The following is a 26419-nucleotide window of genomic DNA, read 5'->3' on the forward strand; positions in this document are numbered from 1 at the left end:
CCTTTTTGCTTCCTTTTTTAACTGGTCACTTATTTCCGCCTCGCTGCACTAGTGTAATTCCAGTGGAAATCACAATTAAATCTACGGTAATTATATCGACTTAGTGTAGTTTCTCTTTGAATAGAAATATCACAGTAAATTGTGAATAGCAAGTAGATTTTGGTTAAATTTTTCGGTTATTGGATAAGCTTTTCAAGGCATTAAGAAACTACCCCCAGCAAATGGTGGCAAAAGTTTGTTTCTCCTAAAGCTGAATGTTTAACGGCTCAGTTGCACTACTTTACTTGTATTAGTACCTTGGCGATTCATGACTCGCTCAAGTACCATTTCTTTGATTTGACCAAACTGGGCACTGCCCCTTGCTCGCGGGCGTGGCAGTGTCACACGGACATCCAGAGCAATTTGCCCCGCCTCGATTAGCAACACTCGATCAGCCAATGCCACGGCTTCTTCCACGTCATGCGTTACCAAAAGCGACGTAAACTGTTGCTCCTGCCATAACTGCTCAATCAACCGTTGCATCTCAATGCGAGTGAGAGCGTCCAATGCCCCCAAAGGCTCATCTAATAGAAGTAAACGCGGCTGACTTACCAAAGCTCTTGCTAGGGCAACCCGCTGCCGTTGCCCACCAGAAAGTACTGCCGGCCAATCTCCCGCCCGTTCTTTGAGTCCAACTTGCTCAAGTGCCCACTCTGCTCTCTCGCGCCAGTTATTTTGTAAACCTAGTCCTACATTTTCCAGCACTCGTTTCCATTGCAATAAACGTGCATCCTGAAACATCACTCGGACTGAGCGGCTGAGCTTACGCAGTGGCTCTCCATCCAGTAACACTCCCCCTTGGCTGGGTGTCTCCAATCCAGCGACAAGACGTAGAAGCGTACTCTTACCGCAACCACTCCTGCCAACAATCGCGATAAATTCTCCAGGGGCTACCTCTAAATTCACTGACTTTAAAACAGTAATACTGCCAAAAGTCTTGGTCAAATCTACAACTTTCAGGTGTGTCCCTTGCTCAGATATTTTCACGCTTAAAATCTCCTTCTTTATTGCAGTAAGCGGTTGGTTCTTAGCAGCACAATCTTGTTTTTTCATGAAATTAACCACTTCGTTTTGTATTAAAGCTGCTCTGTTCTTCCAGTAAACCAAATTCAAAAAAACTGTCTGATTAACTGTTGGACGGTAACAGGGCTAAAAGCTAATTCCAAATTCTTTAAGCTAGCTGATAGTTAGGATGCCAAGCCAGCCATTTCTCTTCTAAAATCCTGGCAGCAGTATCTGCTAATTTGCCCAACAAGGCATATATCAGAATGCTTAATACCACGACATCGGTTTGCATAAACTCACGAGCATTCATTGCCATGTAACCAATGCCAGAATCAGCGGCAATTGTCTCAGCAACAATTAGCGTCAACCACATAATTCCCAATGCATAACGCACACCCACGAGAATTGAAGGCAATGCTCCAGGAAGAATGATTTGCCAGAAGAGAGCCGCTGGTTTCAGCCCATAGACTTTGCCCATCTCAATTAATCCTGGCTCGACAGTGCGAATCCCATGATAGGTATTCAAATAGATAGGAAACATTACACCCAGAGCAACTAGAAATAGCTTCGATTCTTCCCCAATACCAAACCACAAGATTACCAAGGGAATTAAAGCTAAATGGGGAACATTCCGAATCATTTGAATGGATGTGTCCAAAAGCTTTTCAGAGATGGGAAATATGCCATTGAGTAATCCCAATACTAAACCAATACCGCCACCTATCGCGAAACCGAGGAAGGCACGCCAAGTACTCACACCAATGTGTCGGAAGAGTTCTCCACTCTTAGCAAGTTGGATACCCGCTTGTAGAACGCCTGTTGGAGCAGGTAAAACTCTGGTGGAGAGCCAACCTACTTGCACAAAAAACTGCCAGAGAACAATTAGCAAGACGGGCACAGCCCAAGGAATCAACTGCTGAACACGCTTATTTTTTAGCCATTTATTGTTCATGACGCACTCGCTGGAGTAACTTGTCGTTCTTGTGGGAAGTTCTCGTTGGCGACAATTTCACCAAAGGGACTCATGATATGAGTTTGGAGGGGAGCTGGCTGGTTCTCCAAGGGGAGGCGCGGGAATAATAATTCAGCGACTCGATACGCTTCTTCTAGGTGGGGATAGCCAGAGAAGATGAAGGTTTCAATTCCGAGTTCTGTATATTCCAGCATCCGCTGAGCGACAGTATCTGGATCGCCAACTAAGGCTGTGCCTGCACCACCCCGGACTAAGCCAACACCTGCCCAAAGGTTAGGGCTGATTTCTAGGGCTTCTCGGCTACCACCATGGAGTTGACTCATCCGTCGTTGTCCTTCGGAGTCGGCACGAGCAAAGGCTTGTTGAGCGGTTGCGATCGCTTCTTCATCGACATACTTAATTAACTGATTCGCCGCATCCCACGCTTCGCTCTCGGTTTCCCGCACAATCACATGAAGGCGAATCCCAAAACGGACTGTTCTGCCTTGTTCTGCTGCTAGTTGGCGAACCTCTTGAATCTTTTGCGCGACTTGATCAGGTGGTTCTCCCCACGTGAGGTAAACATCAATGTGCTTAGCCGCAACTCGCTTTGCTGCTGCTGATGAGCCACCAAACCACAGCGCTGGATAGGGACTTTGGACAGGTGGAAATAGGAGTTTTCCCCCCTTAATTTGCAAATGCTGTCCGTCAAGGTCAACCGTTTCACCGCTCATGATGCCTCGCCAAACGGTGAGGAATTCATCCGTTAAGTCATAGCGTTCATCATGACTCAGATGTAAACCATCCCCAGCTAGTTCAACTGGATCGCCGCCTGTCACCACATTCACTAGCAACCGTCCATTCGACATCCGGTCAAAGGTTGATGCCATCCGTGCGGCTGCGCCAGGAGAGGTAATTCCTGGACGAATCGCAACAAGAAACTTCATCCGCTTGGTTACAGCGATCAAAGATGAAGCTGCAATCCAGGCATCTTCACAAGAGCGTCCGGTGGGTATTAATGCACCTGTGTAACCCAGATTATCTACAGCTTGGGCAATCTGCCGCAAATATTCAGGGGTGACGGCACGTCCACCATATGCAGTGCCGAGATAACGTCCATCACCATGCGTTGGGAAAAACCAAAGAATTTGCATTGTTGTCAGGGCTTATAAAGTACGGTAATTTGATCGAGATACCGTATTTAGCAGAGATTAAAGAGAATATCACATGAACTGATGTAAAAAGCAAGTTCCCGTATCCAGTTCTTAGCCTGTCAGACTTAATTGACCAGGGATTCACTAAGATGTGTCAGGCAGACAGTAAGAGGCTACTGGAGGGCTGTTGAATTTTCTGAGGAAAAAGTAGTATTCAGGGTTTTGGCTATTTCCATAAATACCTGTGCAACTAAAGAGCCAGGTTCAAGGATTGGCATCGGTTGTCCCACATCACCACCAGTACAAATATGAGGTTCAATGGGAATTTTTCCAAGTAATGGTGCTTGCAATTCAGCAGCAATTTGTTCACCGCCACCACTTCCAAAAATATGGCTGGGTTCTCCACAATGCTTGCACACGAAGTAACTCATATTCTCAATAATTCCTAACACAGGAACCCCAACTTGCCGAAACATATTAATACTGCGGCGAACATCCGATATTGCAACTTGCTGCGGAGTGGTAACAATAATTGCTCCACAGATAGGGCTTTCCTGGATAATTGTGATTTGGGCATCTCCAGTGCCTGGGGGCAAGTCAATGAGTAAATAGTCGAGTTCTCCCCACTCTACCTCAGTGATAAATTGAGTAATTATCTTATGCAAAACAGGCCCGCGCCAAGCCAGAGGATGCTCTGGTTCAGCTAAAAGCCCGACTGACATGACTTTGATGCCATGCGCTTCTAAGGGAAGAAATCTCTGTCCTTGTGCTGTATCGATCACCTGTACCTCAGATTGTCTAACTCCTAGCATCTGAGGTACGTTCGGCCCATAAACATCGGCATCGAGTAAACCCACTCGTGCGCCACATAATTTCAACGCAGCAGCTAAATTAACGGATGTTGTGGATTTTCCGACTCCCCCTTTGCCACTAGAAATTGCAATCGTTGTTTTGACACCGGGAATCGTACACAGTTGAAGGTAAGCTTTCTTGCACCAGGTTAAGGAAGAGAGAGCCTGTTGAGTTTGTTCTTGCAGGTAGTGTTGATGTGCACCAATATAAAGGCGCAGGTAGATATAGTCATCAACAATCCGCAGATTTCGCACCATTCCCAAGCTGACTATATTATTTTTGAGAATGGAATCGGTGACTTGTTTAAGAATGCCGATCGCTTCTTGGCGACGGGATTCAATCAAAGGGTTGGCAGGATGTTGTAAACTTTCGGACGTTCCTTCCACGCTAGAGCGCTTAAAAGGCGATTGATGGTTAGACATTGGGTAATTCTTGCCTAGACGCCTGAAGCTTTTGCATCGCCCGTTGCGTGTAGATGCGAACATCCACATCCGGATCGTCCAGAGTTTGCTGGAGGCTGTTGAGGACGGAGGGATTGCCGAGATTTCCAAGTGCGATCGCAGCATCTCGTCGCACATCTGGATATTCATCCGATAAGCCTTGCACTAAGTCTGGTAAAACGCTATCGTCAGCAACGTTTTGCAACGCTTGAGCTGCAAATTTGCGAACTTGCCAATGCTCATCTTGCAACGCTTTTCCCAAAGCGGGGATAGCCTCAGTTGCAGCATGAAGTGCTAATGATTTAGCCACATTACGGCGCACTTGCCAATCGGAATCAGTTGTTAGTGCTTGACACAATAAGGGAACAACTTGATCATCCGCTAAATGTCCCAGCGTTAAAGCCGCCGCACGACGCACCACCTCTGCTGGATCGGACAGAAGTACCAGGACAGGCGGGCAAGTTTTAACCTGATTGAGATAGCAAAGCGTTGTCACTGCTGCTTCTCGCAACTGAGCATTCTCAGATTCAAAGAACGGGAGAATGTAAGGCAATGCTTGAACATCATGAATTTTTCGCAGTAGAATCAACACGCTTAACTGCACGTTTACATCATCACGACGAAGTGCATCGAGTAGCGTCAGAAGATCATCCTGTGTAACTAACTCTCCAAGCGCGGCTAATGCTTCACTTCTGATTTCTTCATCCGCAGAATCAAGGCAGTCAATTAACGGCGCAACGGCAACTGGACTTGCCAATTCCCATAAGGTAGTAACAGCGAGCTTTTGAACAACTGTACTCTCATCTTGGAGGGCTGAGATTAGGGGGTAAACGGCGGCTTCATCACCGAGATGTTGCAGGGATTTGATGGCGACTAAGCGTTCGTCTAGATTTGGCGATCGCAACAGTTCTACCCATTGATTCAATTCATCATCTGTATCAACTTGCATCGTTCTTCTCCTAACGCAAAAGAAAGGGAATTTTTACTGTAATCGCGTTAGTGGGACACTCCTTTTCGCAAGGTAAGCAAAACCAGCACTCGTCGTACTTCATGTAAGCTTTTCCCGTTTCAGGATTCTTTGCTAACACATCTAGTGGACATACTTCAATACAGGCATTGCATTTTTCCAAACATTTAGACTCATCGACAATAACAGGAACGTCAACTCGTTGATTAATTAAAGCCATGAATTCTAATCCTATTTGCAAGCATCTCCTGTAGGGATGGGTTTAACCAACTAACTTGTGGTCAAACAGATATCTCCGTTAAACCCGCCCTATTTTCTCTTTCAACGAACCGCAACATCATAAACTTCTTGTTCTACATTCACATCTATAATGTAGGGTTCAACCGGGCGCTTAAATAGCACCATTTTTTCTGCTTCATTCTTTTTCAAATTGACGTGGCAAAACCACTCCTCATTGTTCTTCTCAGGATAGTCCGAATAGTAATGATAAAGTCCCCATCGGCTTTCTTTGCGATACAGTGATGCTCGTGCTGCCATTTCTGCACAGTCTCGAATAAAGTGAACTTCCATACTCCGCATCAGTTCATGAGCATCTCTTGCTCCCATCTGATTGAGAGTTTCCTGATAGCGCACGAAATGTTCTAAACCAATTTCCATTTTGTTCTTGGCTTTAGGCGGCTGAAGATAATCGTTGACAACTCGCCGCAGCTTATACTCAATTTGCGTGTGGGGAATGCCCTCCGGCTGTGTTAAGGGATGATAGATTCGAGCTTTTTCTGCTTCTAAAAAGTTGAGATCGGGTTCAAGATGCTCTAAGTCTTTGATGTATTCAATCGCATTAGTTCCTGCTAACCGACCATATACGAATGCTCCAATCATATAGTTGTGGGGAACACTTGCCATATCTCCGGCAGCATACAATCCTGGTACCGTGGTTTCTGCCTTCTCATTCACCCAAACTCCAGAGGCACTATGACCGCTACACAACCCTATTTCAGAGATATTCATTTCAACGCCGTGAGTGCGGTAGTTTTCGCCTCTGCCTTCGTGAAAACGTCCTCGACTCGGTCGTTCGTTAGACCATAAGATAGATTCAATTTCGGAAATGGTGTCCTCATCGAGATGAGTCATCTTTAGCTGGACTGGCCCTTTGCCAGAATTGAGTTCTTTCCAGACTTCCAGCATCATTTGACCGCTCCAATAGTCGCAATTAATGAAGCGGTGTCCCTCAGCATTAGCGGTGTAAGCACCCAATGGTCCGGCGACATAGGCACAAGCAGGTCCGTTATAGTCTTTGATTAAGGGATTGATTTGAAAACACTCAATATTCGTTAATTCTGCACCTGCATGGTACGCCATTGAGTAGCCGTCACCTGCATTAGTGGGATTTTCATACGTGCCATAAAGATAGCCAGATGCAGGTAATCCCAAACGTCCGCAAGCACCCGTACAAAGGATGACGGCTTTAGCCTGAATAATAACAAAGTCCCCATTGCGAACATCGAAACCAATAGCACCAACAGCTCGACCTTTTCTCACGGCAATTCGAGTTGCCATTACCCGGTTAATTACCTTTGCTTTATGGCGCTTGACTTGGCGAGTTAAGATGCTTTTTAAGTCTTTCCCTTCTGGCATGGGTAGAACATATCGCCCTACACGATGCACTTGCTTGACATCGTAATTTCCTTGCGGATCTTTCTGAAATTGAACTCCCCAACTATCGAGTTCCTGAATAACTTCATAGCCTAGAGAGGCAGTTTCATAAACTGCTTTTTGATTGAGAATACCATCGTTAGCAATTGTGACTTCTCGCACGTACTGTTCGGGTGTGGAAATACCAGGAATTACGGCAGTATTCACCCCATCCATTCCCATTGCGATCGCACCACTACGGCGAATGTTAGCTTTTTCTAAGATTAGTACATCTGCCTCTGGATTAGCTTGCTTGGCTTTAATCGCTGCCATTGTACCAGCAGTGCCACCACCAATAATCAGAATGTCAGTTTTTATCCGTTGGGCCTTGATATCCATTGTTCTCTACAAAATTGCGATCGCGCAGCAAAGATTAAACCTGAAATCCTACATCAGCTAAGTCAGTCAACCAAATCCGCCTTGCATTATGCTGTGTTAACGCAATTGATAAATTTAAGCTTTATTTTATAAATCAACGTTGCATCTTGAGCGATAGTATTTGGACTTTTTTGTCTATTTTTAAGAAAATGTACTGTAAGTCGCCCGGAATAGCGGGGTTATCTAGAATTAATATAGAAGCATCCCAGAGATAGTGCCAAAAAGCAAGCCATTAATCAACTTGATTTTTTGATGATTGCTGTGCAATACTACTGCTTGCTACAATTAAGTACAGTATTCCTACCGAGTTGCCGTACTTTAGCATCAAAGATGATTGACTAGATCTGATGCTGATTTTCCGTTTTCAATGTTTCTACAGTTTGAACTAGGAGCCTATCGTGTCAACCCCGTTACGAGGAGTCCCGCTTGCAGCTATAAGACGTTTCTGGGACAAACTCAAACAGCGTTCAATTAAAACCTTTGCTTTGCTATTTGCGATCAGTCTCAGTCTGAGTTTGGCAGTCTCTGCTTGCAGTTCCAGTAATCAAGGCAATTCAACCGCTACTGCGCCAACAGGCAATGCAAGTCCACAGCAAAGTAGCGTTGTGCGGATTGGGTATCAGAAGTACGGAACTGTAAACATCCTCAAGGCAAAGAAGAATTTGGATGAACGGTTGAAAGCTGAGGGAGTTTCGGTACAGTGGCTTCTATTTCCTGCTGGACCCCAACTGTTAGAAGCAATGAATGCAGGTAGCATTGACTTCGGACATACGGGGGAAGCGCCACCTATCTTTGCTCAAGCGGCGGGTGCTCCCTTGGTATATGCTGCCAATGAGCCTCCCAACCCGAAAGGGGAAGCGATTTTAGTGCCGAAAGATTCTCAAATCAAAGATGTGGCTGGACTTAAAGGCAAAACGGTTGCCTTTAATAAAGGTTCCAATGTGCATTACTTGTTAGTTGAAGCATTGAAAGAAGCTGGAGTGCCATACAGCGATATTAAACCTGCCTTTCTGCCGCCTGCCGATGCGCGGGCTGCTTTTGAGCAGGGCAAGGTTGATGCTTGGGCAATTTGGGACCCTTTTTACACTGCCGCCAAACGAGCAACAGGGGCGCGTATTTTGAAAGATGGAGAGGGTTTAGTCGCAAATCGGGAATTCTACTTGGCGACTAAGACGTTTGCAGAGCAACAACCCGATCGCCTCAAGGCAATTTTAGAGGAAATTCAAGAAGTGGATGACTGGGCAGCTTCTCAGCCTACTGAAGTTGCCAAACTATTGTCGCCTGAGCTTGGTATTGATGTTCCGACTTTAGAGGAAGTGGCAAAACGACGCTCTTATGGAGTGCAACCGATTACCGCTGAGGTTGTCGCTTATCAGCAGAAAGTTGCTGATACGTTCTATGAGTTGAAGGTGCTTCCCAAGCAGCTCAAGATTAGTGAGGTTGCTCAGGTAAGTAAATAGTAAGCGATCGCTTAAGTCGAATGTCACATTTGTTGCCAGAGTTTTGACTTTGTATTAGGCTTGCTTTTTACCACAGCTCATACAGCGAACAACTATGTAGCCCTATGACTTCCTCTGGCTGTTTATTGAATCGACTCGCTCCCGAAATGTTCATCAATTGATAGCGACGTTGCAAGTCTTTTACAAAAATTGGGTGAGGGCTTGCATCCCAGAAATGTTGAAAATAATTTCTACTAAGGAACGTGAATTAAATAAAATGCAATTCTCACTCTAGTTGTGGCTTGGCTGTATAATTCCACTGGGGGAGAAAATCATCAAAGAAAATCTGCTTACTGATGTAGGTGATGCCACCGTAGCCTAGTTTTACGGCTTCAATCGCTGCATATCGACGACGATTTTTCCTACAGAGCGATTGATAGTACTTCTGCATCTGCCGTTCAATTTCTGGAGAGTAGGTTTCCATCCTGACAACACCCCTGATATAGCAATCAGCAGTCAGCTTTCAGCGGTCAGCTTCCAGTCAAATAAGCTCCGGTTAAGGAACTTGGCTTCTGTCGATGTCCTAACCTCAGTGGCTACTGCTATATTTCTGCCTTTACCCTACTACGCTTCGCTCCGTTTTTGCACCTTATTTAATCCACGTTCCTAACAGCAGAAGCTACTGTTGTTACCTATAAAAGTTTGTCTGTTGTTGAAAGAGCTTTTCGCAGTTTTAAGCTGGTGGATTTGCAAGTTCGTCCTATCTATCATCGTCTTGCCGACTGGGTACGGGCACACATTTTTTTGTGTATGTTGGCTTATTACGTCGAATGGCATATGCCAGCGGCTTTAGCCCCAATACTGTTTGATGATGATGATAAAGCGAATGCCCCTGTTGCTCGCACTTCTGTCGTTGCCCCCGCACAACGCTCTGCCAAAGCTCGCCACAAAGCGGCTCACAAATTGACTAGTGAGGGACTGCCAGTACACAGTTTTCAGTCTCTGTTGGCTGACTTGGCTACGGTTGTTAAGAACACTGTTCAACCCAAGCCGCTTATATGTGCCTCGCAATGACCAAGATTACGCAACTGACTCCTGTACAGCAACAAGCCTTCGATTTACTGGGTTTTCAGCTTTAGTGTACCCAGTAAACGAGCCGTGAATATTGCCTGAATTCAACTCAGGGCAATCTTTTTGGCGATTTTGCTTAACCTAACTTCAGTCTAAATTCAGAATTCTTCTGAACTCCTGAACACAGCCACTCCTGTATTCTTCTGGGTCAAAGCTAAAGGGCGGGCAGGATGCCCACCCCACAAGAAATTATTTCTGTAAAAATGGGATGCACCCCATTCGTTTTGTCTTGCACAACGGCAATCGAATAAGTTTGGTCGTAAATTCCTGTATCTAAAGCGCTGCCACCAGAATAGTTAGAAAACTTGTCAAGATAGTAGTTACCCAGGCTACTAGCAACTTTGCTTTGATTTTATCGTCTTGTCCTCGGCTGAAAGCCAATAGGGAATCGTCGGTAATGTTAGTGTAGTAGTCGTTCTCCGGTGTCCCTTCAAATTTAGACTTGTTAACCTGATTGTAAAATTGGGAGCAAATCCGTCGCCATCTCCCGTCTTATCGGACGGATAACTGATATGAGCCGAACCACCACTGTCTTTAACCGCCTTGAGCGAAGCCTTGGCGATGGCTTGCAGATTGAGTCGTAATTGCTTCGTGCCATGAACCATGAACCATGAATCATGAACGAAAAACGACAGTCCATGCATGAAGTTATTAACCGAACTTGATAGAGTTGGGTTTCTCTTTCAGTCAGTGCCATTCAAGCGAAGCTGGGTACTCCGACTATGCCACTTCAATCTATAACAAAATCTATTTCTAGACGTTTTGAAAAGGTTTTACTCGGAATTGTTCTTGTATTACCATTTGTTTTATTAGCACCTGTTGGGTATCATCTGTTTACAGACAGGAAAAACGACATTCAAAAAATTGCTAATGAACTGCGTAGTGAAACGACTGACCGAATTGAAGAAAATATCCAGTTTTATTTGAAAAACACCCATTTTGTGAATCAAACTAATGCTGCTGTCATCGAATCAAGTCAGTTTGAATTTATTAATACGGGTCAGTTAAATTTAGATGATTTCCAAAGTTTGGAACTGCTTTTTTCGAGACAGCTTCAGTACTCTAAACAAATAAATAACATGTATGTCGGTAGTCTAAAGGGAGATTTTTTTGGGGTTGAATGGCAGCAACGACAAGAGAATAAATGGACGTTCATCATGAACGAAAAAATAGCGGATAGATTCAATCGTTCTAAATCCTGGAAAATCTTAGGAAACTTTGATCCGCGAGAAAGACCTTGGTATAAGCGTGCTGAGAATGGCTGCAAACCTATATGGAGTGAGAGTTACGTCGATTTTTCTACCAAAAAGCCTGCTGTCACAGCCGTCTATCCTGTTTGCGATCGCTTTAACAAGCTCATTGCTGTCTTGGGAAGCGACTTTTTGTTTTCTGAAATTGATTGGTTTCTTGAAGAGTTAAAAGAAGATAATTTAGAAGCTGGAGAAATATTTATTACAGATAGGTCTGGACAGCTATTAACGACATCAACAGAGAGTAAAGGCAATCAGACGAAACTTATTAAAGCGACTGAAAGCGAAAATAAATTAATTAGCGAAACAACTAAGTATTTAGAAAATAGATTTGATAACTTTGGCAATATTAAAAGAGAACAACTTGAATTTAAGCTCAATGGAGATAGACAATTTATCCAAGTCACCCCCTTAACTGATGATTATGGCTTGGACTGGTTGATTGTGGTGATTATCCCCGAAAATGAACTCCTAGAAGAAATCAATACAAATATTTATAGCGCAATAGGGTTGTATTTTGCTGCATTGATACTGGCAATGACAGTAGTAATCTTAGCAGTTCGTTGGAGATTATTAAGAGCAGAGAATAGATACCTACAGGGGCTTGCTAATCTCAAAGATGATTTTTTTGATGCCGCCAATCGTTTTGTTCCTCATTCATTTCTGCAATTCTTAGGCAAGAGCATCATTGATATTGAATTAGGTGATCATGTTCAGAAAGAGATGACAATTATGTTCGCTGATATTCGCTCTTTCACAACACTATCCGAGAAAATGACCCCCCAAGAAAATTTCAATTTCATTAATAGTTACTTGGGTAAAATTAGTCCAGTAATTAGAAAATATGGTGGCATAATTGACAAATATATTGGTGATGCCATTATGGCACTTTTTCCTCAACCAACGGCTGAGATGGCTTTGCAAGCGGCAATAGCCATGCAACATCAGGTGTCAGATTATAATAAATATCGAAAAAACAGCGGTTACAAACCGATTACCATTGGCATTGGCTTACATACGGGTAGGCTCATCCTGGGTACTATTGGTGAACCAAGACGCATGGAAACTACCGTGATTTCTGATGCCGTTAATCTAGCCTCTCGTTTGGAAGGTTTAACAAAGCTATATGGAGCAAGTATCCTCATTAGTGGAGAAACTTTATTTAAAATCGATCCTTCAAAGTACAACTATAGATGTTTGGGTCAAGTCAGGATTAAGGGGAGAAATGAACCCGTTTCTGTCTTTGAAGTTTATGATGCAGAACCAGAAGCGGTAGTTAATATTAAAAACCAAAATAAGGCAGATTTTGAGTCAGCTATCTTACTTTATAACGAAAGAGAATTTACTCAAGCTAAAGAGATTTTTCAAAAAGTTTTGCAATTTAATCTCCAAGATCGAGCAGCAACTATGTATGTTGAACGATGTGAGTACTATCAAAGGCACGGAGTGCCAGAGGAATGGTCGGGGATTGAAGATTTTAATTAAGTCTGTTCAGAACCCTTGAGAATCAACCCCAGGAAGATTATTCCTACTAAGCTTGCTCAGCCGCATTCAATTTGCATGGACGGAGGTAGAGGAGGCTCTAGGAAGCTTCAGGAAGCAGGGGGGGAGGCTTATCCAATGTTTAAGGCAGATCAGCTTATTAATGAATTAGTCTTTTAGGAAATGCGATCGCACCAACATTAGCAATTGTTTTTGAGAATGGAGTATACCTGCTGTTATCTTGTTGCTTGGTAAGATTTCCTTTCGCTTGACTGCTTAGGATGGACAAGCAAGATTTTAACTGAAACGCCTTGAAATAGCTTGTTTTAAGCTGATATCAACAGTGAAGCAGATAATTCGCGATCGCAAAGCTGTTCAAGGTGTTGAGGTTGAAGAAAATTTGCATTAACATCACTGAATCTGTGGTCGAACTACAAGCCATAGGCTCTATTTGGGGTGTATCGTCAGTGCCATTCGATTTAAGCTGGGTACTCCGACTATGTTATTTCAATTTCTAACCCGATCAGTTTCTAAACTTTCCGGAAAAGTTTTGTCCAGCATCGTACTTGCATTACCATTTGCTCTGTTAGCACTCGTAGGCTATCTTTCCTATACAGATAGACAAAAGGATATTAAAAACCTTGCTACTCAATTGCGTAGTGAAATCACTGACAGAATTGAAGACAACGTTAAATTTTATCTAGAAACTCCTCACAAGGTTAATCAAGCTAACGCTAACGCGATCGAGTCAGATTTGTTTGATTTGGAAGATTTTCAGGATATGGAAAGCTTCTTTTCCAAGCAGCTTCAAAACTCCAAAGAAATCAATAACACCTACGTTGGTAATGTAAAAGGAGATATGTTTGGGGCTGAATGGCAGCAACGGGAAAAGAATAACTTGAGGCTCATCATTAATGAATCAACAGCAGAGAAATTTAATTTCACAATATCTCGGCGAGTTTTAGAAGACTACGATCCACGGAGGAGACCTTGGTATCAGCTTGCAAAGAAGAAAGGCGAACCAACTTGGAGTGATGTTTACACTGATTTTTCTAGTGGAAAAACTGTCGTTACAGCCGCCTACCCTGTTTACGATAAATCTGGCAAGCTAGTTGCCGTCTTAGGAAGCGACTTCTTAGCTTGCGAAGTCAATGAGTTCCTCAGGCGTTTGAAAAACGATAAGTTAGAAATAGGAGGACTATTTATTACCGATAGGTCTGGAAAGCCACTAGCCAAATCAACAGGTAATCAATGCACGCAAATAGAGCCTAATCAGGTACTCAAGAGCGAGGATGATTTTATTCGAGGCACGGTAAAGTATCTCGAAAAAAAGTTTGGTGATCTTAGCAAAATTGACCGAAGTAATCCACTTGAGTTTGAGCTTAATGGAGATAGACAATTTATCCAAGTTACTCCCCTAACGGATGATTACGGCTTGGACTGGTTGATTGTGGTGGTTATTCCTGAAAACACTGTCATCGAGCAAATCAACGCCAACACTCGTACTTCTATCTGGCTGTATTCTACTGCCTTAGGAATGGCAACAGCGGTAGTAATCCTTGCCTTCCACTGGACGAGATTAAGAGCCGAAAATGCCCACTTACAGCACTTGGCTCAACTCAAAGATGAATTTTTGGCGGCTGCAAGTCGTTTTGTGCCCCGTGACTTTCTGGACTTCCTCGGTAAAAGCATTATCGATGTTGAATTAGGCGATCAGGTTCGCAAAGAGATGACAATTATGTTTTCTGATATTCGCTCTTTCACAACAATGTCAGAAAAAATGTCTCCCCAAGAAAACTTTAATTTTATTAATGACTACTTAGGAAAAGTTAGTCCAGCTATTAGAAATCAGGGTGGCATCATTGATAAATATATTGGTGATGCCATTATGGCACTCTTTCCCCAACAGTCTGCTGAAGCCGCTTTGCAAGCGGCTATAGAAATGCAACGTGAGGTGTCGGTTTATAATGAAGACCGCCTCAAGAACGGCTGCCAACCGATTGCAATTGGCGTAGGCTTACATACTGGGATTTTAAGGCTGGGTACTATTGGCGAACCAGAGCGTATGGAAACTACAGTAATTTCTGATGCGGTTAATCTAGCCTCTCGTTTGGAAGGTTTAACGAAGTTATATGGCGCTGGGATTTTGATTAGTGGAGAAACTCTCTTTAAGCTCCCTCCTTCAAAGTACAGCTATAGGTGGTTGGGTCAAGTCAAAGTAAAGGGAAGAGATGAATCAGTTTCAGTATTTGAAGTTTATGATGCAGAACCAGCAACGATAGTTGAACTCAAAAATAAAACTAAGACAGCTTTTGAGACAAGCCTTCTACTTTATAGTCAGAAAAATTTCGCTCAAGCTAACCAGATTTTCCAAGAAATATTACAAATCAATCCCCAAGATCGAGCTACAAAAATGTATATTGAACGCTGTGAGTACTACCAAGAGCATGAAGTGCCAGAGGAATGGTCAAGGATGGAAGATTTTAACTTGGTAAAACAGTAGAACCTTTTCCAAAGGAGATGAAAACTAATTCAGATACAACGGCTTCGATTGGAATTAGTCGATTTGGGTGTGCCCAAACAAGATATTGTGCGAGGTTTTCATCCTCCTTTCATCTATAGAATCTGTTAATTAATAGGGTAGGTATCATTCACCTAGTCCCTATTGTGTAAGAGGTCAAGATGGTACAGACACCCACCAGTCCCGAAAACAAAACCCTATTGATTGAGTTGCCTAAGACAATTGGGCTTTTAGTCACCCAGGAACAGTTTGCCGCAATAGCCGCAGCTAACCGAGACTTGAGACTGGAAAGAACCGCACAAGGAGAGTTAATCGTGAACCCACCAACGGGCTGGGAAACTGGAGAGCGTAACCGCAGCCTTACTGGACAACTCGATCGCTGGTACGAAGAAAACGAAGATTTGGGTAAAGCCTTTGACTCCTCAACTGGCTTTATTTTACCCAATGGTGCGACTCGCTCCCCCGACGCCTCTTGGGTGAGTCGAGAACGTTGGCAGGCACTTACTCCAGAACAAAAAGGAACGTTTGCTAATATCTGCCCGGATTTTGTGGTTGAGTTACGCTCTAGCTCAGATACCCTCAAGTCTCTGCAAGATAAAATGAGGGAGTATATCGACAATGGCGCGAAACTGGGCTGGTTACTCGATCCGCAGCATCGGCGGGTAGAAATTTATCGACCGGGTAAGGATGTGGAAGTGTTGGAGAATCCGGCTGAATTGTCGGGTGAAGCCGTGTTACCGGGTTTTGTGTTGAATTTGCGTCGGGTGTGGAATTAGAAAATGGTGTTCTCTGGTGATGAGAACCCTACTCCGAGGCGATCGCATTTTAGTCTCAACCCAGAGATTAGAGCCTGAGACAGGTTGACAGGTTGAACCAACGGGACTCGCCTTGGTTGCGATCGCGTAACCGACTCCAATTTTGTACTAATACATTTTTGGCAACCTGTAATACTTGCGAGCGCTCAGATCACATTAGAAAAACACTCGCGGTATTACAAGTCTTACTGATATTTTCAGTGTGTGTGACGATGCCCTCACTGGCTCAATGCTAGTGGGGGAATTTTCTTTTTAGAGAGCTGCCTGGAAGAACTTCAGCATGGCTATACCTTGCCGTAAATTTCCGTATTATTTCTAACAAAATCCCTGATGAGATTCAATATGCTTTTACAGGAGTCGCTAAAGCTTTACAAATCTATTAGAACTCGACAGCTTTCTTTGCAGTTCCTCGTTGGTTCGCTTCTGGCAGACACCACCCTCCTTACTTGTAGCAGTAGCCACTGAGGTTAGGACATCGACGGAAGCCAAGTTCCTTAACCGGAGCCTATGTGACTGGAAGCTGACCGCTCTTAAGCTGAGTGCTGATTGCTATAAAGTGAATACCTCTTTTAAGAGATGCAACACTCTTAAGAAATTATGTATCGTAAATTACAGATTTCTAGGAGAGAATAAATAATGAGCTGGTCAGAAAGGCACTTTGGACAAACTAGCAGCCAAGAAAACAATAACCCTAGTCCTCAAGCCGTTGAGGAGCAAATGAATCCAGGGCTGACGGGTGAGTATGATTTGGCGCTCCGAGAGAAAGCCGCAGCCCATCAACCGCCGTCACCTCCAGAATATATGGGGCTTGAAGGCGAATATGACGAACAGGGCTTAGCCAAGCGCGTTGTAAAAGCACTTGATCAAGAGCCTAGCCTTGACGACATTGAAAGCCTGCACATTACCCAAAAGGGTAGCACTATCGTTCTTGAAGGCTCTGCACCCAGTGAAGCAATCCTTAGTCAGGTTAAAGAGGTAGCTGCCAAAGTTGATGGCACTGAGGCTGTAGACGCAACTCAGGTAACAGTTGCCGCCTAAGACTTTTATCTGGGCAATTCAACTCAAAAGACAGCAGAAAAGTAGATCATGTCAACGTCACTTCAGTACGGACAACTCCTGCCCGCTCATGTCGGGCTAACAGTTTGACAACACTACCTTGGTTAGCAGAGACTACCCATTCGACCTTTGCCCTGTCTTTAGTGGCATCACCCTGCCGCCTGGTAGGGGCAGAGGGTTTGTAAGCACGCCCTTCCAATTGACCTAAATCTTCACGCTGCTTCCCCATCTCCAACGTTGCTCCCTCAGGTAGCTCAATTTCACAGATGCAACCGCGCACAAGCTTTTTCTCCAGCGCTTTTTGGGTAACGTAGGTCGGTAGCCAGCCTGTATTCTGTACAACGAGTCGCACACGATAGGTGCTATTCCCCAGAGGACGGACACTCGCTTCATAAATCTCCAGCTTGGGTGAGATGAGTAGATGCCACACTAGCCACTCCGGGAAACGGGCAATCTCTTTCTCCAAAAACTCTGGAGGTGGATTTGTCCACGCATACATCGCATTCCAACCCCCTAAATCAATCTGACCGAGTTGGGGATGGTCATAGGCATACCAGTCGATGTAGCCTTTTCCTCCAAGTTTTTCGTCACTCCAACGCAGCAGCTTAAGGTCATCTTCTAAAGGGTGTTCTCGGTACCAGTCGATGTATTTATACTCGGTGATTCCGGCTTGGCGCTGAGGACTCCAGACTTCTACTGTCCAGCCAAATATACCCTGGTGTTCATAAGCCCAATCATCGAAGGTACCTGTGACAACTTCTTTGGGATCGTAGCGGAACTCATGAAAGACAGAGATGTTGGGATACTCGGTGAGTTCGGTTCCTTTTTGCCCGATGCGCTGGTAGGTACGGAGGTCATTAACAGGAAATTCCTCATCGCTGAGGTGGCTGTAGGGACGCAAGAGAACGCCGCTAAAGGTGTGGAAAGCGATCGCACCTGTAATATTAGGATGACTGGTAATGAACTGAACTAGCGATCGCACTTCCGTCTCCGATGTCGGATAGGCACCAGCGCCTTGCTGTTCAGACTCCTGTCGCCACAGGAAAGGAAAGTTACGATTCAAGTCCAACCCTTCCTTAGGACGCAGGATATCAATGAGAACCCCGTCGTAATCATCGATTCGTCCTTCCGGTAGTAGCCGATAATACTCTCCTCCTGTTTCGGTTGGCTCACGCTGGACTAACAAGCGTGGTTCTGTCGGGCAAACTTTCCATGCCCCATTCGGATCAGGGACTCGCATCATTAAAATACGACCATCGCCATCAATGTCTTCCATCACCAACCCGTCTTGATGTTCCTCATCATAGGGATAGGGACGAGTCCCAGAACGAATATATTTCGGCTTGTCTGCTAACGCTAACTCCGCACCATCCGGATTGACACGAGGGCAAATGTAGAAGGCGCGAGTATCCAGACAACGGGTGATTTCGGGGTGAGTTCCGTAACTTGTGACTAAGGTTTGCAGAAGGTAAAGGCAGGCACTAGAGGGCGCAAGTTCCGTTGCATGGATATTGCCATCAACCCAAAGGGCAGGTTTTTCTGTGGCTGAACCTGTGGCGAAGCAGGTGACTGTCATCAGCCAGATGTCACGCCCTTCGTAACTCTTACCGATGCTTTCGATACTGACGAGCTGAGGAAATTCCTTGGTGTAAGCATGGAGAATCTGGGTTAAGTCTTCGTAGCGGTAGAGCTTATCGAACCGAACGTCTGGCATCTCTCATCTGCACCTGTCGCTGAATCTATGTACGATATCACTCACCTACATTTATCGGTTACTATCACGGGTTAGGTTTTGCGTTTTACAAGAGAGATAGAGCCAATAAAATGTGGATGGTAAAGAACCAGGCTTGATTAACAATCCCTAAGAATGACTGTGCTTGAAGTTTTTTGGCAACTCTTATTAAGACTCCTCCTCATCGTTGGGGGAGTAATAGCGATCGCATATTGTGTTGCTTGTGTATTCCTCTGGTTTAGGCAAAAGTACTTTATTTTCAAGCCACCGCGTGCTATCAGGACAACACCGGAAGCTTTCAATTTAAACTACGAAGAAGTCTGGTTACCTGTCTCAACCGCTTCTGATCAAACAAGCCACATTCATGGTTGGTGGATTCCTGCGAGTGCAGCCCCCGAAGCCAAGGTATGGCTCTATCTACATGGGAATGGCTCAAATGTTGGTGATGAAGTGAAGCGTGCGTTTTGGTTTCACCAGTTGGGCTTCTCCACCTTGCTGATTGACTATCGCGGATATGGTCATAGTGAAGGTCAGTTTCCCACTGAGTCCACTGTCTATGAGGATGTAGAAACAGCCTGGAATTACTTGACTCAAGTCAGGCACATCCCACCAGAACGGATTTTTCTATATGGTCATTCTTTGGGAGGTGCGATCGCAATTGACTTGGCACTACGGCACCCAAATATTGCCGGATTGGTTGTAGAGGGTACCTTCACAGCGATGCGTTCAATGGTGGCTCATCTCTATCGCCAATTCTTAATCTTTCCGGTGAAGTTACTCTTACATCAGCAATTTGACTCTCTTTCTAAAGTGCGATCGCTTTCAGTGCCTATCCTCTTTATTCACGGTACTGCCGATCCAGTTGTTCCAGCGCAGATGAGCCAACTCTTATTTACAGCAGCAACCGAACCGAAACAACTGCTTTTAGTGCCAGAAGCAGGACATCACAATGTAGAGGAACTTGGTGGCGCTCAATACTTACAAGCAATTCAATGGCTGGTTGAACAAGCTCAAGCAAGACAAGGGCAATTAGCCCAGCCATCGGGGTAATGAAATGAGCGGTTGTTCCATCTTCAGCAATCCGCTTTTTTTGTTTCTAAGTCTTCAATTGTCCACAAGTATCGCCAAGGGAGTTAGCACAAGGGCTTATTCGTCTCACAGGTACCCATGTTCAGCCAGAAATGTCGGTGAAATTTCCTCTTGGTGGTTAGATGAGGGGACTTGATGACCGAGCAATCTCTCAACATACTTGCCTAAGATATCGCCCTCTAAATTGACCCAACTACCAATCTGTAAATAGCTCAGATTGGTCTGAGCATAACTGTGGGGAATGACGGCGACTTTGAACCAGCTTCCTTGGGGGTCACAATCGGCAATAGTTAGACTTACACCATTAACGGCGACACTCCCTTTGGGAACAAGATAGCGGGCGATTTGGTGCTGCCAGAGGTCACGTAAGGAAACGGGTGCGGTGAAGGATAGTTCCCATGAGTTAGGTGTTTCTACTGATTCCTGGAGACAGCCAATGCCATCAATGTGACCTGTGACAAAGTGCCCACCAAGCTTACTCCCAACACGTACTGATGTTTCTAAATTGACATAGGGAGCTGAGCGATGCTCTTGCCCTAATGTTGTACGACGTAAAGTTTCATCAGAGGCGGTTGCTACAAACCCTTGTGGTAAGATTTCTTCTACTGTTAGGCAGATTCCATCAACCGCAACGCTGTCACCGATCGCTAAATCTTGTAAGATTACGTGCGAGGCATCAGGGCGGCAGGAGATATCGAAGCGATCGCCTCCTAAGGGGCGAATCGTACCCAGGGCTTGAATTAATCCTGTAAACACTGTTTTTGTTCGACTCCTGAGCGTGTGCGACTGGGCGGGTGGTAGTGAAATATTCAGTAATAATCTGTGTTTTTTTCGTGAAGTCCCAGCGCAAACGTCCTGAGACTGGGGCATACTTGGAGAATACAACCTTGTTGATCCCCACTAAAATTAGGTTTTCAAGGGCTGATTTTACGGTTGACTGGTGAAGTAATTTGGACAGATTGCGAAGTTTGTTCCAGTCCTAAACCGTCCAGTACTAGTTTACCGCTCCGCTTTGATGCCCCCGATGCCGACTGTATTCTAGAGGCTAATCTGATGATTGAAATGAGAGTTGCTGGAATTGCACTAGACGCCGTCACCAAGAGTCCGATTGTCCTGCTGAAGGATGCCTCGGATCGACGTGCCCTACCAATCTACATTGGGCAAGATCAGGCAAAGGCAATTATCAGCGCCTTGGAGAAACAAACACCTCCCCGACCACTTACCCATGACCTATTCGTGAACCTCCTGCAAGGCTGGGACATGAGTCTGGAGAAGATTATTATTCACGCGCTCCAAGATAATACGTTCTACGCCATTCTCTGTGTCCGTCAGGGTGAGGCGAAAAAAGAAATCGATGCTCGACCCAGTGACGCAATTGCGATCGCATTGCGTACAGATAGCCCAATCTGGGTTATGGAAGAAGTCATTGCCGATGCCTCGATCCCCGTTGATAGAGACGCTGACGAAGAAGAACGACGTGCCTTCCGGGAGTTTGTCTCCAACATCCGCCCTGAAGATTTTTCCCAGCGTAAAGGATTTAAAACGGGTGGCGAAGCCTAGCTTTTGAGCCTTTAGCTGTCAGCTGTGATAAATTTGCTTTGGCTTAAAGTAAAACTTCCTTCGGTTTCTTTTGATAACTTTAACGCTCAACCCTCGTCCCTTATTTCTTCTAAGCTGAAAGCTGACGGCTGACGGCTGATAGCTAAAATGCGTTACCGACGGTTTGGGAAAACTGATTTGCTTCTTTCAGTGTTTTCTCTAGGCACTATGCGCTGTTTAGCGTCTGAGTCAGAGGCTCACACTACCGTCTGCCAAGCAATAGCAAGAGGAATTAACCATATTGAAACCGCTAGAGGTTATGGGAAGAGTGAGCAGTATCTTGGCAAGATTCTAAAAACCGAGTCGTCGGTGCCACGAGAGCAGCTACACATCACCACCAAATTACCACCAACGCCAGATGCTAGCTTGATGCGGCAGTGGTTAGAGGAGTCTTTACAGCGTCTACAACTCGATTATTTGGATTGTTTAGCCATTCATGGCATCAACACCTGGGAACACCTGGCTTGGGTTGAGTCTCCTACAGGTTGTATGCAAGCTGTAAAAGAAGCTATGGCAGATGGTCGTGTACGCCATGTTGGCTTTTCAACTCACGCTCAACTAGATGTCATTCTGGCAGCGATTAGGACAGATTTATTTGAATTTATAAACCTTCATTACTATTACTTTTTTCAACGCAATGCAGCAGCGATTGAATTAGCCCACAACAAGGATATGGGCATTTTTATCATCTCTCCGGCAGATAAGGGAGGGCAACTCTATACCCCTCCACAGAAGCTAGAACAGTTGTGTGCGCCCTTTTCACCACTAGAGTTGAATTATCGCTTTTTATTAAGCGATCGCCGAATCACTACCCTCAGTATTGGCCCTGCTAATTCCACTGAACTAATAGCACCTCTTGCTGTTGCTAACCAAGATGAACCCCTAACAGAACTGGAAGTTGAGGCGTTTTTGCGTCTGGAAGCGCAAGCGAAAGAGGCTCTAGGCACTGACCACTGTAGCCAATGCTATGCTTGTCTACCTTGTCCCGAAACAATTCAGATTCCAGAAGTTCTGCGCTTGCGGAATTTAGCTGTCGCTTACGAGATGAGCAATTTTAGTCAATACCGCTATCAAATGTTTGAAAACGCTGGTCATTGGTTTCCCGGTGTCAAGGGAAATCATTGTACTAGCTGCGGTGATTGTCTACCTCGCTGTCCCGAACAGCTAGATATTCCTGCCTTACTCGCCGATACCCATCAACGGCTTAACGGACAACCTCGACGCCGACTTTGGGAATAATACTTGTTATGGGGAAGTCAATGTGTAGCATCACCAAGGAAAATTTGTATTTGTTATAGTCATGGGAATGCCAGAAAACAGGATGTCTTTAGAGGCTTTTATCAAGAAGATATTACGATCCCTCTACCATTAGAAGCACAAGGATTGCCGCGACACAACTGACGGCTCTTTTCAAAAGCTCATGATTCCTGTCTAGTCTTAAAATTGAGACAATTTGATGTATTTTTGAAAACTGGCTCAGTAGTCAAGCAGGATTGCATCGTTACTTGCTAACTGAACAGGATAATATTCGGATTTGAGTACACAATAACAAGTAAGCATAGGATGGAAAAAATGGGTGAAATCACCAGAGACGAAATGCGGGAAAGAATAGGCAATATTGAACTAATTCGTGATCTAATATTTGGCTCTAAACTGCAAGAATATGATAGCCGCCTGGATAAACTAGAATCTCACTTATCCTCTCTAGAGAAGGAGATGCGCGATCGCACCGAGCAAGCCAAGTCTGATTGTTTGACACAACTCCGAATATCTGTTGACTCTCTTGAGGAAAAAATAAAGTCTCTCAGCTTCACGTCCCAGAAAGATAACGCAGACGTTCGACAATTAATTGAGGGAACTTACAAGAATTTTTCTAGCAGTCTTGATTCAATAGATAAAACCGTTGCTTCCCAGACTAGCTCGATTCGCAAAGAACTCTCAGAAACGAGAGAAAAGCTTCAAGAAGATACCCAAAATCTCAAGTCTCAGGTCTTTGATGAACTGGAAAAACGGTTCTCACTGCTCACAGACGCAAAGCTTTCTAGAAATGATGTAGCAGATATTTTATTTGAGCTTGGCTTAAGGATAAAAAAAGCGGAATTTACTCCGGAACTCAAAGAATCAGCTCGTACCAATGGATCGGATGATACTTTAGTAATAGAAGCTAGCAAAGTTTCCGAGTGAAGTAGCATGGGTTAGGGGATAGTTGGTAGGTGACAAACAGCAATCTAGAACCTAAGTTCTAAGCTCTAAAACCTAAACCCTTTCTTGGGTAGAATTGTAGGATTGATTGTTTAGGAGTTCAAACAAATTTAGCTCCGTTTCATTCAAGCAACATCTACCAACCCAATCAAGATTTAGGTGAGGCAGCTCAGGGTATGGCTTTATCAAAAGAAAATCCATCTGGCAGTTCCCCGTTACAAAGCTTGCTGGATTTATTAATTGATTTAGAGGTAGTTAACTCTACTACGGAACCTAAACAGGAATCACCTCCTGATGAGAGGGAGCTGAGCACTCAGGATAAAGCTTGTACTTCTCAATTGGTAGAGGAACAGCAAGATTCACCCCCCCAGGCTTCGCCTGAGCCAACGGAAAACAGTGAGAATGCCTCAACTTCAATTGAGGATGAAACACCTTTAACCTCCTTACCCGTTCACTCGCTCACCTCTTTAGAGCAAAGCAATGGTGACAAGTTGGTAGCGGATGATTCTCTTAAGGCGATTGAAGCTTTGCAAAACCTGCTATCTCATCCTATTCGGCAAGATGAGCAACAAGATGAGTCTAAACACCAACCCGTTGAGTCTGAGGAGAATTTGAATCAGCCAGAAAACTCAGACAAGCCGTCTGAAGAAGTATTCAATCGGCTCATTCAGTCTCATTGGCAAAAAGCTCAACACAATCACTCAAGCCAATCGATTGCATCAACTAGTGATAAAGAGGTACAGAATTCAATCGAACTTTTTGAGCGTTGGCAACGTCTGCTTCTGACTCAAGAAGTCATGGATGCTCGTCAGGCGATCACAAATTTTAAAAAGAAACTAGAAAGTCTCGAACATCAGATTTATGAACCGAAAGAGTTAACTGATTTACTCCTGCCTTTAGTCACAGAGGTTTTGACTCTAAAAGTGGCTGTAGCGAGGAAAGAAATTGCTCAAGCGATCGCTCCTCTTACTGATGAAATGATTCAGATTAAAGCGCAACAGGATAAAGGAGCGCTTAGTTCTGCTTTGGCACCCGTTCTACCTGATGCCGTTGCCCAACAGGTAAACGACTCTCCAGGAGACTTCGCCAAGGCACTTGGACCAGAAATGGGTACAGCCATTAAAGAACAAATTAATTTAGATCGGGATGCGATGGTGGATGCACTATATCCCGTTATTGGCAGTACGATTTCTAAGTACATGGCCCAAGCCATTAAATCAATCAATGAGAAGGTCGAAAATACCTTTTCTTTAGAAGGAATTTCACGCAAAATCCGTGCCAAGGTGCAGGGGGTTTCTGAGGCAGAACTCATCTTCAAGGAGGCAATGCCTTTTACCGTCCAAGCTATTTTTTTAATTCACAAAGGCTCTGGATTGGTGATTTCTGACGTACAACGCTTAGATAGCAAGCGCCTAGAGTCGGACATGGTAGCCGGGATGCTCACGGCAATTCGCAGCTTTGTGAATGATTGTATCGCTCAAAGTGGGGAAGTCTCGGAGATCGATCAGATCGACTATGGTAATTCCAAAATCACCCTAGAAGTGGCGGGGTACTGTTATCTGGCAGTCGTGGCTCAAGGACAATCGCCCAAGGCATTTACTGGGAAGATGCGGGGTGCTTTAGGAACTATCGTTCAAGATCATGGTAGAGCGATTGAGTTATTTGATGGCGACCCCGCTAATGTACCCGAACAGATACACGAGATTCTAGGAGACTTGGTAACTGTTAGCACAACCTCTAATGAGAAGGAAAAAGGCAAAGTTCCTACTACCCTGTTGCTCATCAGTTTTGCCGTGCTAAGTACAATTTCTCTATCCTTGGGAATCTATCAATATCGCGGTTGGGTTAGCCAGCGCATTGAGGCAGAAACTAGCTATGCTTTGGCATCCGAGCCAGAGTTAGCGGTTTATCGTCTGGGAGTAGACTACTCGCGAGGAACCCTGAAGCTTTCTGGAAAGCTGCCTAATCAATACCTCCGCTCAAAAGCTGAACAAATTGCTAAGGCAGTTCAACCGAAACGGAAAATAAACAATACCATCATCCCTGTCGAAGTCCCACCCGATCCGGTGTCAACGGCAGCCGAGGTGAAGCGAGTTAGTGACATCCTGAATCAAATGGATGGTGCGGTGATTTTGGCAGATTACCGTGAGGGCAAAGTTACGGTGCAGGGAGTAGTGCTTCAGAAGGCTGATGCAAAAAAAGTTACACTTGCCTTTCAGCAAATTCCCGGTATTAAAACAGTTACCAACACGGTAGAGTTACAAGCTAAAGCATTCGCTTCCCGCATCTACTTTGATGGAGGTTCCTCTGAGTTGAAACCAGCCGAACTTTCAAAGGTTTCTCAAATTCAGTCGTTTCTGGAGCAGTACCCCAATACAGCACTGAGGCTCTTAGGTCATAGTGATGCGATCGGCACTTCTACAGAAAATCAGCAAATGGCGCTGGAACGGGCGACATCGGTGAGGAATGCTCTGGTCAAGCAGGGTATTGATCCCAAGCGATTGCAAGTTGAAGGGACAACCAATTCTCCTATCGGTCTTGATCGTGATCAACCACTTCAGCTCAGTAGATGTGTAGAATTTGAGATTGTCACACCATAAGCATTAGCTATCCTTGATCAGGAT

Annotated in this window: 22 protein-coding genes and 1 pseudogene; 11 read left to right on the plus strand and 12 right to left on the minus strand. The window is 44.6% G+C overall.

Annotated elements, in window-relative coordinates; genetic code table 11:
- Window positions 1-258 precede the first annotated feature (258 nt).
- The 7 genes from AC5JL3_RS16145 to AC5JL3_RS16175 form a co-directional block, all read right to left on the minus strand.
- Window positions 259-1092, minus strand: coding sequence for an ATP-binding cassette domain-containing protein (locus AC5JL3_RS16145; protein WP_496075448.1), 834 nt, complete (start codon window positions 1090-1092; stop codon window positions 259-261).
- 118 nt (window positions 1093-1210) lie between these two features.
- Window positions 1211-1996, minus strand: coding sequence for an aliphatic sulfonate ABC transporter permease SsuC (gene ssuC, locus AC5JL3_RS16150; RefSeq protein WP_496075449.1), 786 nt, complete (start codon window positions 1994-1996; stop codon window positions 1211-1213).
- A complete protein-coding gene (ssuD, locus tag AC5JL3_RS16155) occupies window positions 1993-3150 on the minus strand; it encodes an FMNH2-dependent alkanesulfonate monooxygenase (protein ID WP_496075450.1) in 1158 nt (385 codons plus the stop codon). The genes ssuC and ssuD overlap by 4 nt, the downstream gene beginning before the upstream one ends.
- 173 nt (window positions 3151-3323) lie before the next feature.
- Entirely contained in the window at window positions 3324-4424 is a 1101-nt protein-coding gene (locus AC5JL3_RS16160; RefSeq protein ID WP_496075451.1) for an Mrp/NBP35 family ATP-binding protein, read from the minus strand.
- A complete protein-coding gene (locus AC5JL3_RS16165; RefSeq protein ID WP_496075452.1) occupies window positions 4417-5391 on the minus strand; it encodes a HEAT repeat domain-containing protein in 975 nt (324 codons plus the stop codon). The genes AC5JL3_RS16160 and AC5JL3_RS16165 overlap by 8 nt, the downstream gene beginning before the upstream one ends.
- Before the next feature lie 10 nt (window positions 5392-5401).
- Complete coding sequence (locus AC5JL3_RS16170) at window positions 5402-5629, minus strand: 4Fe-4S dicluster domain-containing protein (protein ID WP_496075453.1); 228 nt, start codon at window positions 5627-5629, stop codon at window positions 5402-5404.
- Between the two features lie 101 nt (window positions 5630-5730).
- The gene (locus tag AC5JL3_RS16175; protein ID WP_496075454.1) at window positions 5731-7440 is read right to left on the minus strand and encodes a fumarate reductase/succinate dehydrogenase flavoprotein subunit; all 1710 of its coding nucleotides are present in this window, start codon (window positions 7438-7440) and stop codon (window positions 5731-5733) included.
- A 437-nt stretch (window positions 7441-7877) separates the two neighbouring features.
- On the opposite strand from AC5JL3_RS16175, the gene AC5JL3_RS16180 reads away from it, so the two are divergent.
- Window positions 7878-8939: a sulfonate ABC transporter substrate-binding protein gene (locus AC5JL3_RS16180; protein WP_496075455.1), complete on the plus strand. Its 1062-nt coding sequence runs from the start codon at window positions 7878-7880 to the stop codon at window positions 8937-8939.
- 67 nt (window positions 8940-9006) lie between these two features.
- Here the strand turns inward: AC5JL3_RS16180 and AC5JL3_RS16185 are convergent.
- Window positions 9007-9138: pseudogene (locus tag AC5JL3_RS16185) on the minus strand (PAS domain-containing protein); the annotation flags it as partial.
- A 66-nt stretch (window positions 9139-9204) separates the two neighbouring features.
- Window positions 9205-9402, minus strand: a complete 198-nt coding sequence (locus AC5JL3_RS16190) for a hypothetical protein (RefSeq protein ID WP_496075456.1) — start codon at window positions 9400-9402, stop codon at window positions 9205-9207.
- 218 nt (window positions 9403-9620) lie between these two features.
- On the opposite strand from AC5JL3_RS16190, the gene AC5JL3_RS16195 reads away from it, so the two are divergent.
- Window positions 9621-9992 carry a hypothetical protein gene (locus AC5JL3_RS16195; protein WP_496075457.1) on the plus strand — a complete coding sequence of 124 codons (372 nt, stop codon included), beginning with the start codon at window positions 9621-9623 and terminating at the stop codon, window positions 9990-9992.
- A gap of 389 nt (window positions 9993-10381) precedes the next feature.
- Here AC5JL3_RS16195 and AC5JL3_RS16200 read toward each other — a convergent pair whose 3' ends face one another.
- Window positions 10382-10693, minus strand: a complete 312-nt coding sequence (locus AC5JL3_RS16200; RefSeq protein ID WP_496075458.1) for a hypothetical protein — start codon at window positions 10691-10693, stop codon at window positions 10382-10384.
- Window positions 10694-10771: 78 nt separating this feature from the next.
- On the opposite strand from AC5JL3_RS16200, the gene AC5JL3_RS16205 reads away from it, so the two are divergent.
- From AC5JL3_RS16205 to AC5JL3_RS16220, 4 genes are all read left to right on the plus strand, one after another.
- Entirely contained in the window at window positions 10772-12784 is a 2013-nt protein-coding gene (locus AC5JL3_RS16205; protein WP_496075459.1) for an adenylate/guanylate cyclase domain-containing protein, read from the plus strand.
- A 547-nt stretch (window positions 12785-13331) separates the two neighbouring features.
- Window positions 13332-15284, plus strand: a complete 1953-nt coding sequence (locus tag AC5JL3_RS16210) for an adenylate/guanylate cyclase domain-containing protein (RefSeq protein ID WP_496075460.1) — start codon at window positions 13332-13334, stop codon at window positions 15282-15284.
- 179 nt (window positions 15285-15463) lie between these two features.
- The gene (locus tag AC5JL3_RS16215) at window positions 15464-16078 is read left to right on the plus strand and encodes a Uma2 family endonuclease (protein ID WP_496075461.1); all 615 of its coding nucleotides are present in this window, start codon (window positions 15464-15466) and stop codon (window positions 16076-16078) included.
- A gap of 675 nt (window positions 16079-16753) precedes the next feature.
- Entirely contained in the window at window positions 16754-17155 is a 402-nt protein-coding gene (locus AC5JL3_RS16220; RefSeq protein WP_496075462.1) for a BON domain-containing protein, read from the plus strand.
- A 46-nt stretch (window positions 17156-17201) separates the two neighbouring features.
- Here the strand turns inward: AC5JL3_RS16220 and AC5JL3_RS16225 are convergent, their stop codons facing one another.
- Complete coding sequence (locus AC5JL3_RS16225) at window positions 17202-18887, minus strand: M14 family metallopeptidase (protein ID WP_496075463.1); 1686 nt, start codon at window positions 18885-18887, stop codon at window positions 17202-17204.
- A 153-nt stretch (window positions 18888-19040) separates the two neighbouring features.
- Between AC5JL3_RS16225 and AC5JL3_RS16230 the strand changes: the two genes are divergently transcribed.
- The gene (locus AC5JL3_RS16230; protein WP_496075464.1) at window positions 19041-19955 is read left to right on the plus strand and encodes an alpha/beta hydrolase; all 915 of its coding nucleotides are present in this window, start codon (window positions 19041-19043) and stop codon (window positions 19953-19955) included.
- A 105-nt stretch (window positions 19956-20060) separates the two neighbouring features.
- On the opposite strand, the gene ribE is transcribed toward AC5JL3_RS16230, so the two are convergent.
- Window positions 20061-20750: a riboflavin synthase gene (ribE, locus tag AC5JL3_RS16235; RefSeq protein ID WP_496075465.1), complete on the minus strand. Its 690-nt coding sequence runs from the start codon at window positions 20748-20750 to the stop codon at window positions 20061-20063.
- A 297-nt stretch (window positions 20751-21047) separates the two neighbouring features.
- Between ribE and AC5JL3_RS16240 the strand changes: the two genes are divergently transcribed.
- The 4 genes from AC5JL3_RS16240 to AC5JL3_RS16255 all read left to right on the plus strand — a co-directional run bounded on the left by AC5JL3_RS16240 (window position 21048) and on the right by AC5JL3_RS16255 (window position 26395).
- The gene (locus tag AC5JL3_RS16240; protein ID WP_496075490.1) at window positions 21048-21554 is read left to right on the plus strand and encodes a bifunctional nuclease family protein; all 507 of its coding nucleotides are present in this window, start codon (window positions 21048-21050) and stop codon (window positions 21552-21554) included.
- Window positions 21555-21701: 147 nt separating this feature from the next.
- On the plus strand, window positions 21702-22832 hold the full coding sequence (locus AC5JL3_RS16245; RefSeq protein ID WP_496075466.1) for an aldo/keto reductase: 1131 nt from the start codon (window positions 21702-21704) through the stop codon (window positions 22830-22832).
- Between the two features lie 333 nt (window positions 22833-23165).
- Window positions 23166-23777 (plus strand): hypothetical protein, encoded by a 612-nt coding sequence (locus AC5JL3_RS16250; RefSeq protein ID WP_496075467.1) that lies wholly within the window; start codon window positions 23166-23168, stop codon window positions 23775-23777.
- 194 nt (window positions 23778-23971) lie between these two features.
- Window positions 23972-26395, plus strand: coding sequence for an OmpA family protein (locus tag AC5JL3_RS16255; RefSeq protein ID WP_496075468.1), 2424 nt, complete (start codon window positions 23972-23974; stop codon window positions 26393-26395).
- Window positions 26396-26419: the final 24 nt, after the last annotated feature.

The sequence above is a fragment of the Symplocastrum torsivum genome, assembly GCF_059505465.1.